Annotated in this window: 13 protein-coding genes; 9 read left to right on the top strand and 4 right to left on the bottom strand. The window is 72.1% G+C overall.

The window, feature by feature from the left end; all coding sequences use genetic code 11:
- Positions 1 to 5 precede the first annotated feature (5 nt).
- Both AOM03_RS01255 and AOM03_RS12590 read left to right on the top strand, forming a co-directional pair.
- Positions 6 to 1,583 carry a sodium-dependent transporter gene (locus tag AOM03_RS01255; protein ID WP_062377491.1) on the top strand — a complete coding sequence of 526 codons (1,578 nt, stop codon included), beginning with the start codon at positions 6 to 8 and terminating at the stop codon, positions 1,581 to 1,583.
- Positions 1,583 to 1,732, top strand: a complete 150-nt coding sequence (locus tag AOM03_RS12590) for a methionine/alanine import family NSS transporter small subunit (RefSeq protein ID WP_156157569.1) — start codon at positions 1,583 to 1,585, stop codon at positions 1,730 to 1,732. Before AOM03_RS01255 ends, AOM03_RS12590 begins: the two co-directional genes overlap by 1 nt.
- 89 nt (positions 1,733 to 1,821) lie before the next feature.
- Here the strand turns inward: AOM03_RS12590 and AOM03_RS01260 are convergent, their stop codons facing one another.
- From AOM03_RS01260 to AOM03_RS01270, 3 genes are all read right to left on the bottom strand, one after another.
- Positions 1,822 to 2,304 carry a variant leucine-rich repeat-containing protein gene (locus AOM03_RS01260; RefSeq protein ID WP_062377493.1) on the bottom strand — a complete coding sequence of 161 codons (483 nt, stop codon included), beginning with the start codon at positions 2,302 to 2,304 and terminating at the stop codon, positions 1,822 to 1,824.
- A 250-nt stretch (positions 2,305 to 2,554) separates the two neighbouring features.
- On the bottom strand, positions 2,555 to 3,607 hold the full coding sequence (locus AOM03_RS01265) for a hemolysin family protein (RefSeq protein WP_062377496.1): 1,053 nt from the start codon (positions 3,605 to 3,607) through the stop codon (positions 2,555 to 2,557).
- Positions 3,600 to 4,970: a hemolysin family protein gene (locus tag AOM03_RS01270; RefSeq protein ID WP_062377498.1), complete on the bottom strand. Its 1,371-nt coding sequence runs from the start codon at positions 4,968 to 4,970 to the stop codon at positions 3,600 to 3,602. Before AOM03_RS01270 ends, AOM03_RS01265 begins: the two co-directional genes overlap by 8 nt.
- 363 nt (positions 4,971 to 5,333) lie before the next feature.
- Between AOM03_RS01270 and AOM03_RS01275 the strand changes: the two genes are divergently transcribed.
- The 6 genes from AOM03_RS01275 (at position 5,334) to AOM03_RS01300 (ending at position 10,285) form a co-directional block, all read left to right on the top strand.
- Positions 5,334 to 6,233: an ABC transporter substrate-binding protein gene (locus tag AOM03_RS01275; RefSeq protein ID WP_062377500.1), complete on the top strand. Its 900-nt coding sequence runs from the start codon at positions 5,334 to 5,336 to the stop codon at positions 6,231 to 6,233.
- An 89-nt stretch (positions 6,234 to 6,322) separates the two neighbouring features.
- Positions 6,323 to 7,309 carry an amino acid ABC transporter permease gene (locus AOM03_RS01280; protein ID WP_062377502.1) on the top strand — a complete coding sequence of 329 codons (987 nt, stop codon included), beginning with the start codon at positions 6,323 to 6,325 and terminating at the stop codon, positions 7,307 to 7,309.
- A gap of 14 nt (positions 7,310 to 7,323) precedes the next feature.
- Positions 7,324 to 8,088, top strand: a complete 765-nt coding sequence (locus AOM03_RS01285; RefSeq protein ID WP_156157628.1) for an amino acid ABC transporter ATP-binding protein — start codon at positions 7,324 to 7,326, stop codon at positions 8,086 to 8,088.
- Between the two features lie 149 nt (positions 8,089 to 8,237).
- Positions 8,238 to 8,864, top strand: a complete 627-nt coding sequence (locus AOM03_RS01290) for a hypothetical protein (protein ID WP_156157570.1) — start codon at positions 8,238 to 8,240, stop codon at positions 8,862 to 8,864.
- A 121-nt stretch (positions 8,865 to 8,985) separates the two neighbouring features.
- The gene (locus AOM03_RS12595) at positions 8,986 to 9,852 is read left to right on the top strand and encodes a phosphodiester glycosidase family protein (RefSeq protein ID WP_062377508.1); all 867 of its coding nucleotides are present in this window, start codon (positions 8,986 to 8,988) and stop codon (positions 9,850 to 9,852) included.
- 40 nt (positions 9,853 to 9,892) lie between these two features.
- Positions 9,893 to 10,285: an ACT domain-containing protein gene (locus AOM03_RS01300; protein ID WP_062377509.1), complete on the top strand. Its 393-nt coding sequence runs from the start codon at positions 9,893 to 9,895 to the stop codon at positions 10,283 to 10,285.
- Between the two features lie 167 nt (positions 10,286 to 10,452).
- Here AOM03_RS01300 and AOM03_RS01305 read toward each other — a convergent pair whose 3' ends face one another.
- The gene (locus AOM03_RS01305; RefSeq protein ID WP_062377511.1) at positions 10,453 to 11,451 is read right to left on the bottom strand and encodes a phosphotransferase family protein; all 999 of its coding nucleotides are present in this window, start codon (positions 11,449 to 11,451) and stop codon (positions 10,453 to 10,455) included.
- 141 nt (positions 11,452 to 11,592) lie between these two features.
- On the opposite strand from AOM03_RS01305, the gene AOM03_RS01310 reads away from it, so the two are divergent.
- The gene (locus AOM03_RS01310) at positions 11,593 to 12,429 is read left to right on the top strand and encodes an SDR family NAD(P)-dependent oxidoreductase (protein ID WP_062377513.1); all 837 of its coding nucleotides are present in this window, start codon (positions 11,593 to 11,595) and stop codon (positions 12,427 to 12,429) included.
- Positions 12,430 to 12,443: the final 14 nt, after the last annotated feature.

A 12,443-nucleotide genomic window follows, 5' to 3' on the forward strand; every position in this document is an offset into this window, starting at 1 on the left:
CCCTCATGACAGCATCGACCGGCGCGCCGGCGCCCGAGCAGCGGGAGAAGTGGAGCGGGCAGACCGCCTTCATCCTCGCCGCGGTCGGCTCGGCCGTGGGACTGGGCAACATCTGGCGCTTCCCGGGCCAGGCGTACGAGAGCGGCGGCGGGGCGTTCATGATTCCCTACCTCATCGCGCTCGTCACCGCGGGCATCCCGCTGCTCCTGCTCGAGAACGGCATCGGCCACCGCTTCCGCGGCTCCGCGCCCCTGGCCCTGCGCCGGGTCCACAAGCGCGCGGAGGGCGTCGGCTGGTTCCAGATCGCCGTCAGCTTCGTCATCGGCCTCTACTACACGGTCGTCATCGCGTGGGCCGTCAGCTTCTTCTTCTTCAGCTTCAACCTCGACTACGCGGAGGACCCGGCGGGCTTCTTCATCGGCGAGTACCTCCAACTGGGCGACGAGGTGAAGCTGGGCTTCGACATCGTCCCCGGCGTCATGTGGCCGTTGCTCGCCATCTGGGCGATCGCGATCATCGTGCTCGCGCTCGGCGTCCACAACGGCGTCGAGCGGCTCAACGTCGTGGGCATCCCGCTCCTGGTCGTCACGTTCATCGTGCTGGCCGTCCGCGCCATGATGCTCGACGGTGCCATGGACGGCATCGAGGCGCTCTTCACGCCCGACTTCTCCGCGCTGGCGGACATCAATGTGTGGATCGCGGCGTACGGCCAGGTGTTCTTCTCGCTGTCGCTCGCGTACGGCGTCATGATCACCTACGCGTCCTATCGCAAGAAGCGCTCGAACATGACCGCCCCGGCCTTCGTGGTCGCGTTCGGCAACTGCTCGTTCTCGCTGCTCGCCGGCTTCGCCGTGTTCGGCGCGATCGGCTTCCTCGCGCACGAGCAGGGCGTCTCCGTGGCCGAGCTCGACGGCCTCACCGGCGTGTCCCTGTCCTTCATCACGTTCCCCGCGGTGATCGCGCAGATGCCCGGCGGCCCGATCTTCGGCGCGGCGTTCTTCGCCTCGCTCGTCATCGCCGGCCTCACGTCGCTCATCTCGCTCCTGCAGACCATCTCCGCCGCGCTGCAGGACAAGTTCGGCTGGCACCCGCGCGGCTCGGCCGTCGCGGTGGGCCTCATCATGGCGACGCTGTCGGTGCTGGGCTTCTCCACGACCACCGGCCTGTACCTGCTCGACACGGTGGACCAGTGGTCCAACCAGCTGGGCATCGTGGCCGGCGCCATCGGCATGGTCGCGGCCGTGATGATCGCGCGCCGCGGCCGCGAGATCGCGCTGCACCTCAGCGCGGTGTCGACCCTCGGCGTGGGGCGCGCGTGGCGCGTCCTGGTCGTCGGCGTGAGCCTGCTGCTCACCTACATGCTGGTGCGCAAGACCGTCGAGCTCGCCACGCAGGGCTACGAGGGCTACCCGGGCGAGTACCTCGCCGTGTTCGGATGGGGCACCGCAGGGTTCCTCGTCCTCATCGCGATCGTTCTGCCGCTCATGCCGTGGCACCGAGCGATCGCCGAGTTCGACGCCTGGCCCACCGAGGGTCAGCTGGAGGAGGCGGCCGCCGGCGCCGCGAGGAAGGGTGGTGCCTGATGGCCACCGATGCACTGGTGCTCATGATCGTGTCGATCGCCCTGCTGTGGGGCGGGCTGGCGGCCTCGGTCGTCTTCCTCGCCCGCCGGCCCGAGAGGGTCGACATGCCCGCGGGCGGCGAGGACGACGTGGAGCCGCACGAGATCTAGTCCCTGCGGGACGGGGGACGATGCACGGGCCGGCCGGGTGACGCACCCGGCCGGCCCGTGTGCGTCCGGGGTCCGGCAGGGCGCGCGGCTCAGGCCCAGCCGGGTGCGCGCGCGGCCAGGATGTCGCTCACCCGGTTGCGCACCAGGCCCTCGACGTCGCGGGCGAGGGTCTCGAGCGTGCGCGTGTCCGCGCTGACGTTGCGGGCGACGTGCAGGCGCACGTTCATTCCGGGGTGGCGCGCGAGCCGCGCCAGCACGGTCGGGGGAGTCGAGGGGTTCGACGCGAGCGCCTCGCAGGCGTCCACGTCCTCGACGTTCGCGGCGAGCCTTCGCATGGCCGCCGCCGGCAGGGCCGGGTGGACGGCGGCGGCGCAGCGCACTCGCACGTCCGGGTCCTCCGCGAGCCGCGCGAGCACCGCGGGCGGGCAGAAGGCGTGCGACGCGACCACCTGCCGGAGCCGCGGATCGGCGCGCCGCGAGAGCGACTCGAGGTCCGTGCCGGACGTCGACGGATCCGCGGCCTGGCGCGCGGCCGCGACGGGGGACACGGAGAAGAGCCGGTCGTCGCTCACCCCACTACCGTGGTCCAGCCGGGCGGCGTCCGCAAGATGCCTTTTGGGCCGTTCGCTCCAGGCGGACGACGAGGAGTGGGCGGGCGCGCGCGGCGCGCCGCTCGTGGGGGAGACCTGTGCATCATTGCGCATGAATTCGACCGTAGGCCGCGGCGTCGACGGGACGCCAGGGACCTTCGTCCCTTGCGGAATTATTGCACTCGGATCAAGTAGTTTCCGGCGGTGAGGGTCGTCACACCGCACCCCTGGACTACGCCTCCGGCGCCACCGCCTGCGCCGCGTCGACCACCTCGCCGACGAGCCGCTCGATGACGTCCTCGAGCATCGCCGCGCCCAGCACCTCGCCCGACTCGCTCCGGACCAGCGCGAGGTGGGCACCCGAGGCCTGCATGCGGATCAGCGCCTGCTCGAGCGAGGCGTCCGCCTCGATCGAGGTGAGCGCCCGGACCAGGGACGCGTCCACCGGCCGCGTCGCGCCGCCGCGCGGCACGACCGCGACGTCCTTGAGGTGCAGGTAGCCCACGAGCTCGCCGGTCGGGTCCGCCAGGGGCAGCCGGGAGAAGCCGGTCCGGGCGCACACCCGCTGCGCCTTCTGCGGCGTCACGTCGACCGGCAGCGACACGAGCTCCTCGCGGGGCACCATCACGCTGCGCACGGTCTCGAAGCTCAGCTGCAGCGAACCGGTGAGGACCTGGTGCTCGCGCTCGTCGAGCAGCCCCTCCTCGCGCGACTCGGCGACGAAGGCCGCCACCTGGTCCGCGGAGAAGGTGGAGGCCACCTCCTCCTTGGGATCCACGCGCAGCGCGCGCAGGCCCAGGTTCGCGAGCTGGTTCATGAGCCAGATGAGCGGCCACAGCAGCCACACGATGCCGTACAGCACCGGGCCCAGCGCGATCGCGGAGCGCTCGGGGCCGGCGATCGCGATGTTCTTGGGCACCATCTCGCCCAGCACCATGTGCAGCGCCACCACGATGAGGAGGGCGACCGCGAACGCGATGCCGTGCAGCCACGGTCCGGTGATGCCCAGCGCGGCGAGCGGGACCTCGAGCTGGTGCGCGACGGCGGGCTCGCCGATCGCGCCGAGGCCCAGCGAGCAGGCGGTGATGCCCAACTGCGCGCCGGCCATCATGAGGGAGACGCGCTCCATCGCGCGCACGGTGATGCGCGCGGCCCATGACCCCTCGGCCGCGCGCGGCTCGATCTGGGTGCGGCGGGCGGAGATGAGCGCGAACTCCGCGCCCACGAAGAAGGCGTTGCCCGCGAGCAGTGCGAGGGCGACCAGGATGGCGGTCCAGTCAGCCACGGCGTGCCTCCCGCTCTTCGAGGGGCGTCGCCTCGAGCGTCACGCGGTCGACGCGCAGGCCGTCGAGTCGGGTGACCGTCAGCGCGACCTTCACCTCGGTGGCGATGCCGTCCTCGTCGCGGTGCGCCTCGTCGCGGGCCGCGAGCTCGACGCGGTCGCCCACGGCGGGGAAGCGGCCCAGCGCCTCGGTCAGCAGCCCGCCCAGCGTGTCCGACTCGCGGCCCTCGGGCAGCTCGAGGCGGGCGAGCTCGCCCGCCTCGTCCGGGCGCAGCAGCCCCGACAGGGACCAGCGGCCGTCGGGCAGCAGGCGGTGCCGGCTCACGGGCTGGTCCTGCTCGTCCTCGATCTCGCCCACGATCTCCTCGACCAGGTCCTCGAGCGTGACCACTCCGTCGGTGCCGCCGTACTCGTCGACCACGATCGCGAGCTGCGCTCCCTTGCGCAGCGGGGGGAGCACGGCGCTCAGCGGCATGGTCGACGGCACGGACTCGACCGGCAGCGCGATCTGGGAGACCCGGGTGGTGGCCCGCTGGCGAGCGGGCACGGCGAGCGCGCGCTTGAAGTGCGCGACGCCCACGATCTGATCGACGTCCTCGCCGGTGACGGGGAAGCGGGCGTGCCCCGTGCGCGAGGCGAGGTCGAGGACCGCGGCGACCGGCGCATCGGCCTCGATGAAGTGCACCCGGGTGCGCGGGGTCATGGCGTCGGACGCGGTGCGCTCGCGCATCTCCGCCGCGCGAGCCAGGCGCCGCGCGACGCGCGGCTCGAGCGTGCCCTCCTCGGCCGAGCGCTCCGCGAGCGCCTGGAGCTCCTGCACGGATCGGGCGGTCGCGAGCTCCTCGCGAGGCTCGATCCCGAACCAGCGGACGATGCGGTTGGCGGCCCCGTTGAGGACGCGGATGAGCGGGCCGGCCGCCCAGGTGAAGCCCCGCTGGGGGCCGGCGACGGCGCGTCCGACGCGCAGCGGCTCGGCGATCGCCCAGTTCTTGGGGATCAGCTCGCCGAACACCATCTGGGTGACGGTCGCGAGCACGAACGCCACGGTGAACGATGCGGCGAGCGCCGTGCCCTCGGGCAGGCCGGTCGCCTCGAGCGGGCCGCGCAGCAGGGTCGCGAGCGAGGGTTCGGCGATGAAGCCGACGAGCAGGCTCGTCACCGTGATGCCGAGCTGGGCGCCGGACAGCTCCGTCGAGAGCTTCTCCAGGCCCGATCGCAGGGAGCGGGCGCGGCGGTCGCCCTCGCGCGCGGCGCGGTCGACGGTGGGGCGGTCGACCGTGACGAAGGCGAACTCGGCGGCGACGAAGACCGCGTTGGCGACGATGAGCACGAGCGCGAGGGCGAGCAGCAGCCAGGCGGCGGTCATGCGTTCATGCTCGCGCGGTCGCGGTGGATCTGCGAGCGCTGTGCGGCGTCGTCGCGGAGGTGGTGCGGGGCTGGCGCCGGGGCGGGCATCGCTGCTCGTGCCCGGCGCTCGGGACTATGGCCATCGGGCATGGTCCCGAGGATAATTGAGGCCCTCGGGCGCACGTGTGGGCCGCGGTGTGATTCGCGTCACGCGTCGCCGCCGGCGAGTGGCGGCGACGCGCCGGTCGTGGCGCGTGGCGACGCGCCCGGGACCTTCGATGCATGAATTCCCGGTACTATGTATAAAAATACAGAAGTCGCCTCGCCCGCCGCGGATTCCGCCGCGGGGCGCGGCAGCCGTCATCTACAAAGGAGCCACCTCATGCGCAAGCTTCCCGTCGCCGTCGCGTTCGCCGCGACCGCCGCCGTCGCCCTGTCCGCCTGCACGAACGCCTCGGAGACCGAGGGCTCCGGCGACTCGGAGTACCCCGTCTTCGACGTGGCCGCGATCGCGGTCGACGAGGCCGCGGCCGCGCTCGTGCCCGCGGACATCGCCGACTCCGGCGTCCTCACCTTCGCCTCGGAGACCTCCTACGCGCCCGCCGAGTTCCTCGACGTCGACGGCACCACGCCCATCGGCTACGACATCGACATCGCCAAGGCGATCGCCGCGACCCTGGGCCTCGAGGCCCAGCTCGAGACCGCGTCGTTCGACTCGATCATCCCGGCGATCGGCTCCAAGTTCGACGCCGGCATCTCCTCCTTCACCATCACCACCGAGCGCCTGGGCGCGGTCGACATGACCCAGTACATCGCCGCCGGCGAGGGCTACGCGGTCCAGACCGGCAACCCCGGCGGCTTCTCCGCGGACAACCTGTGCGGCGCGACCGTCGCCGTCCAGGTGGGCACCATCCAGGAGGACGAGATCGCCGACACCGCCGCGCAGTGCGAGGCCGACGGGGCCGACGAGCTCGAGATCCTCACCTATCAGACCAACGCCGACGCGACCACCAACGTCGTGGGCGGCAAGGCCGACGTGCTGTTCGCCGACTCGCCCATCATCGGCTACGCGATCGAGCAGACCGGCAAGCTCGAGTGGCTCGGCGAGCCCTTCGCGACCGCGGCGCAGGGCGTCGTCACGGAGAAGGACTCGGAGCTCACCGCCGCCGTCTCGGCCGCGCTGCAGGCGCTCATGGACAACGGCACGCTCGACGACATCCTCTCGGCGTGGGGCGTGGCGGACGCCGGCCTCGACGAGGCGACCACCAACCCGTCGCTGTAATCCCGCCTCGGCCGGGCGTCGCACCAGGTGCGACGCCCGGCCTTTCGGGGTAAGCCTGTAGCCACGACCGCCACGTCAGGGGAGCGCACATGACCAGCCCAGCCGATGCATCGGCCCGCCGAGGGGACCCCGTCCCCAACCGGATCCACGCCCGGCCCGTGCCGCGGCCGGGCCGATGGGCCGCCGCCGCGATCGTCCTCGTGTTCGCCGCGATGGCCGTCAACAGCCTGCTCACCAACCCCAACTACGGCTGGGACGTGGTGTGGGCCTACTTCCTCGACGTCACGGTCATCCGCGGCGTGGGCTGGACGCTGGTCCTCACGTTCGGGTCGATGGCGATCGGTGTGGTGCTCGCGGTGCTGCTGGCGATCATGCGCCGTTCCGACAATCCCGTGCTCGTGTCGGTGAGCTGGTTCTACATCTGGTTCTTCCGCGGCACCCCCATCTACACCCAGCTGGTGTTCTGGGGCCTCATCGCGGTGCTCTACCCGCGGCTGTCCCTGGGCATCCCGTTCGGGCCGGAGTTCTTCACCTTCACCACCAAGGACGTCATCACGGCCTTCTGGGCCGCGCTGCTCGGGCTCGCGCTCAACGAGGCCGCGTACCTCGCGGAGATCGTCCGCGCCGGCCTCAACTCGGTGGACCCGGGCCAGGCCGAGGCGGCCCGCGCGCTCGGCATGAAGGAGCCCGCGATCCTGCGGCGCATCATCCTGCCGCAGGCCATGCGCGTCATCGTGCCGCCCACCGGCAACGAGACCATCTCCATGCTGAAGACCACGTCGCTGGTGCTCGCCGTGCCGTTCACTCTCGACATCACGTTCGCGACCAACGCGATCGGCAACCGCCTGTTCCAGCCGCTGCCCCTGCTCATCGTCGCGGCGCTGTGGTACCTCATCATCACGTCCATCCTCATGGTGGGGCAGTACTACCTGGAGCGCTACTACGGCCGCGGCACCGACAAGCGGACCGGCGGCGGCAAGGGGCCCAAGCCCGGCAGCCGCCGCGCCCGCAAGCAGGAGGCCATCAACGCGGCCGGCCGAGGCAACGACGACCCCTTCCTGGAGGTGACCCCGTGACCGACACGGCTCCCATGGTCTCCGTGCGCGAGGCGCACAAGATGTTCGGCGACCTGCACGTGCTGCGCGGCGTCGACCTCACCGTGAGCGCCGGCGAGGTGTGCGTGGTGCTCGGGCCGTCCGGCTCGGGCAAGTCCACGCTGCTGCGCTGCATCAACGAGCTCGAGGTGCTCACCGGGGGACAGGTGCGCATCGAGGGCGAGCTGATCGGCTACGAGGAGCGCCACCACGGCGGCCACACCCGGCTGCACCGCCTCCACCCCAAGCGGATCGCGGCCCAGCGCTCGCGCATCGGCATGGTCTTCCAGCGCTTCCACCTGTTCCCGCACATGACCGCGCTCGAGAACGTCATGGAGGCGCAGGTTCAGGTGCGCGGGCGCTCCAAGGCCGAGGCGAAGGCCCGTGCCGTGGAGATGCTGGGGCGCGTGGGCCTGTCCGACCGCATGGACCACTATCCGGCACAGCTCTCCGGCGGCCAGCAGCAGCGCGTCGCGATCGCGCGGGCGCTCGCGATGGACCCGGAGATCATGCTGTTCGACGAGCCCACCTCTGCGCTCGACCCCGAGCTCGTGGGCGAGGTGCTCGCGGTGATGAAGGACCTCGCGGCGTCCGGCATGACCATGGTGGTGGTGACCCACGAGATCGGCTTCGCCCGCGAGGTCGCGGACCACGTGCTGTTCATGGACGAGGGCGTGATCGTCGAGGAGGGACCCGCCTCCCAGGTGATCGACGCGCCGCAGGAATCCCGCACCCAGGACTTCATCTCGCACGTGCTGTAGGGCGGGGGAGCCGGGCCCGGGTCTGGCCTGCATCCGGGCCCCGGCCCCGCTCTCACCCGCCTCCGGCCCGGCTCCACCCGGCTCCGGTCCTGCTCCCACCCGGCTCGGGCCCGGTCGCCATCACGGCGTTGTTGGGGCAATCTTGACCCATGGGACACGACGGGGTGGCGGAGCCCATGACCGCGGCACCGGAACCTGTGACCGCGGCGGCACCGGAGCCCGTCACGGGAGCACCGGAGCCCGCCTCCGCGATGCCGAGCGGGGCCGCCGCCGTTCCCTCGCCCACCATGGTCTTCGAGTTCGGCGCCGTGGGCATCTCGCTCATGCTCGCCTCCTTCCTCGCCTGGTTCCTGGGCGGCGTGCTGGTGCTGCCGAGCGTCCACATCGCGACCGGGTACGCGTGGCTCGCTCTCGCGTACCTGCTCATCGCGTTCCTGGTGACGTTCTTCCACGTGGTGGGACTCGTGGTGGTGATGGGCGTCCGTGGCGCGGTCTACCTCAAGACCGGCGGGCGCGTCCGCTGGCCGCTGTGGGTTCCCTGGGCGGGGAACGCGGTGCTGGCCGTTCTGCTGTTCGCGTGGACCGTGCTCGACGACGGCGTCGAGGTGCTGCTCTTCGGCCTGCCGTCGCTGATGTTCCTGGCCATCTACGCGATCGCGATCCTCGCGGTGCGCCGGATGCGCCCGCCGGCATGGGCCACGCCCGCGGGCCTCGCGGTCTTCGGGCTGCTGACGGCGATCGTCTGCTGGCCGCTCGTGGGCTCCTGGGTGGGCTGACCTCCCACCGGCCCCCAGCCGCGCCCCCGCCCCGCGGAATGGGTAGATGGTGGTCGGTCTCCCGACTTTCTTGCGCCTGAGGGGTAGGTCGTTGTCGTTCCGCGGCGCGTACCCTCGTGGGGTGCTCGCCGCCCGGACCCTGACCCTCGCTGCCGTCGTCGCCGCGTCGACAGCACTGGCCCTCGCGGGGTGCTCGCGGGCGGGGGAGACCGCGCCGACCTCGCCGGAGCCGCCGGTCACCTCCGGCGCGACCCCGGCCGCGGAGCCTTCCGCCACCCCTGCCGCCACCCCCGAGGCGACGGCGCCGTCCGCGGCGACCGGCGCATCGGCGCTGGACGTGGCCCGGGTGACGGACGACCAGGGCCGGTCCTCGACCGTGGTGACGCTGCCTCTCGACACGTGGGAAGTGCGGGTGGACTGGCCGCAGGACCCTCGGGGCACGGACCTGGGGGAGTACATCGAGGCTCATCCCGGGGTGGCCATGGTGACCAATGCCGGGATCTTCTCCGAGGACGGCAGCCCCGGCGGCCTGCTCGTGAGCGACGGCGAGGAGCTGCACCCGCTCAACCTCGCCGACGGCTGGGGCAACTTCCACCTCAAGCCCAACGCGGTCTTCGCGGTGCTCGACGACGGCACGGCGCAGGTGGTGGAGAGCTCCACCTATTCGGGCGACGGCGTGCTCTTCGCGACGCAGTCCGGCCCCGCGCTGCTGCTCGACGGTCAGGTGCATCCGCAGTTCCGCGAGGGGAGCGAGAACGTCGCGATCCGCAACGGGGTGGGGGTGTCGCCCGACGGGCGGACCGTGTACATCGTGATGTCGCGGACGTTCGTCAACCTGTGGGACTTCGCGGAGGTGTTCCGCGAGCTCGGGTGCGAGGACGCGCTGTACCTGGACGGGCAGATCTCGCAGCTGTGGGTCGAGGGCAGGCCGGAGCCGTCGCCCTACCTGGGCCCGTACTCCGGGGTGGTCGCCGCCTTCCCCCGCTAGGCACCGCGCGGGCGGCCCGCGGCCCACGTACCCTGGGCGGATGGGCATCGTCGACCTCGCCGAGCTGCTGTCCGACCTGTCGGCCCGGCTCGACCCCGAGCCCTACGTGTGGGCGACCCTCACCGAGGCGCCCCACGGCGTCGAGCCCGTGGTGATCGTGCGGGAGGCCGAGGGGATCACCGTGGTGCTGCCCGAGGAGCAGGCGCGCGCCGCGGAGCTGCCGCACGAGTTCCGGTCCGCGCGGATCACGCTCGAGGTGCATTCGTCGCTCGAGGCGGTGGGGCTCACGGCGGTGTTCGCGCGCACGCTCGCGGACGAGGGCATCAGCGCCAACGTGGTCGCGGGCTTCCACCACGATCACATCTTCGTGCCATGGGACAGGCGCCGGGACGCGCTCGAGGCGCTCGAGCGGCTGCAGGCCAACGGGGCGTGAGGCGGGTGGCGCCCGGCCACCGACACGATTCGCTCCCTGAGGCGCATGGACGGCCGGAAAGCGACACAATTCGCTCTAGCGGGGGCGGCGGGGGCGGCGGGTGCGGCGGGTGCGGCGGGTGCGGCGGGTGACTCGGATGGGGACGATGCGGGGGCGCCTCGTGGCCGCTACACCCCCAGGATGTGGCACAGCCGTTCGCGGTTGGCGCGGATCGACGCCAACAGACCGTCGAGCCAGTCGCCGGAGTAGCCGCGCGGCGCCAGCTCGATCTCCTGCACCGTCATGGACCACAGCCGGTACAGCGCGATCCGGCGCCGGGCCGCGGCGTCCATGACCAGCGGCAGGCCGGTCGCGGCCTCGTAGCCGCGCACCTTCGCCGCGGCGAGGGGACCCGACGAGTGCGTCTCGCCGCCCGCGAGCCCCCACAGCGGGTCCCCGTAGAGCGACCGCTCGAAGTCGACCACGCCCGTCACCGCTCCGGTCGACGGGTCCACGAGCACGTTGCCGTGCCACAGGTCTGCGTGGACGAGCGTGGGTGCGGTGACCTCCGCGAGGTCGGGCCGAACCGATTCGAGCGCCCGGGCCAGCCGGTCGGCGCCAGCGTCCACGCGCCAGCGCTCCGCGTCCGCCGCCGTCGCCTCCACGAGCGCAGCCATGAACGCGGGCCAGGTCTCCCCGCCGAGAGCGAATCCGTGCGCCGGGAACCCGAACCGTGGCGCGGCGACCGTCCCGAGCGCGGCCAGCACGCCTCCCACCTCGGTGAGCGCGCGGTCGTTCGACTCGGCAGTCATCAGCTCGGTCGCCTCGACCCATGCCATGCCCGGCAGCAGGGTCATCGCGATGACGTCGACCTCGAACCGGTCGCGGCTGAAGTCCTCGATCAGCACCACCGGCGCCGGCACGCCCGCAACGGACTCGAGCCGGCGCAGGTGGTCGCGCTCCGCGCGCAGGAGGTCCCGCTCGTAGGTGAGCAGGCGGTCCTCCGACACGGAGGTCTTGACGACGACCGCGTCTCCCGAATGAAGTTCCACGCTCTGGACCGAGGAGAACGACCCGCCCTCCATCGGCCACACGTGGGCGACCGCGCCGAGCGGCGCCAGCAGTTCCTCGAGTTCCGCGCGCGTGAGCGGGCTTTGGGTGGGGAACAGAGGAAGGGGACCGGTCACCGCCCTAGCGTAGGACGATGCGGTCCGCCGGGTGCGGGTGGCCTGGCCGGGCGGGTTCGCATGGGCCTTTACGGCGCGCTCGCGTGCCCACTAGGGTGCCAAGCAGGGGATTCGCTTGAGCGGGACGCAAGGGAGCGTGCGATGAAGACTGCGATCATCACGGGCGGTGCGGGAGGAATGGGCTTGGCGACGGCACGGATCATGGGACGCGACCATGCGGTGGTCATCGCGGACATGGGCCTCGAGCGACTCGGCGCCGCGGTCGACGCGCTCCGCGAGGACGGCATCGACGCGACGGCCATCGAGTGCGACGTCACCGACCGTGCCGCGGTCGAGTCGCTCGTTGCGACGGGCGACGCCACCGGGGAACTCCGGGCCGTGGTCCACACTGCTGGCGTGAGCCCGCTCATGGGTGACGCGTCGAGCATCGCGCGGATCAACGCGCTCGGCACGGTGCACGTCACAGAGGCGGCGCTCGCGGTCGCGCGCGAGGGCTTCGCATTGGTCAACGTCGCCTCGATCGCGGGGCACATGACGCCCAAGGCGCTGCAGCCCACGCGGACATTCAAGCGGGCGCTGACCGATGCCGACGGGTTCGCGGCGCGGCTCGACAAGGCGGTCAACCGGGGTCCGGCGAAGATGCGGTCCGGGTCCGCCTACTCGACCAGCAAGGCGTTCGTCATCTGGTACTCGCGCGAGATGGCCGCGGCGTTCGGGGCCAAGGGCGCCCGCGTTGTCTCCGTGTCGCCGGGCTCGTTCGACACCTCGATGGGGCGCCTCGAGAAGAAGTCCGGCTCGGGGAAACTGACCGAGTACGCGGCGCTCAAGCGCTTCGGGCGGCCTGAGGAGGTTGCCGAGGTGCTGGCGTTCTGCGCCTCGGCACTCCCGGGCTACGTCACCGGCACCGACATCCTGGTCGACGGGGGAACGCGCGCGGGGCTGACCCCGCGCGGCATGCTCGCGATGGCGCGCGGGTAGCGCCGCCGGGCGGT

This window comes from Demequina pelophila (assembly GCF_000971175.1).
GTDB classification, from domain to species: Bacteria; Actinomycetota; Actinomycetes; order Actinomycetales; family Demequinaceae; genus Demequina; species Demequina pelophila.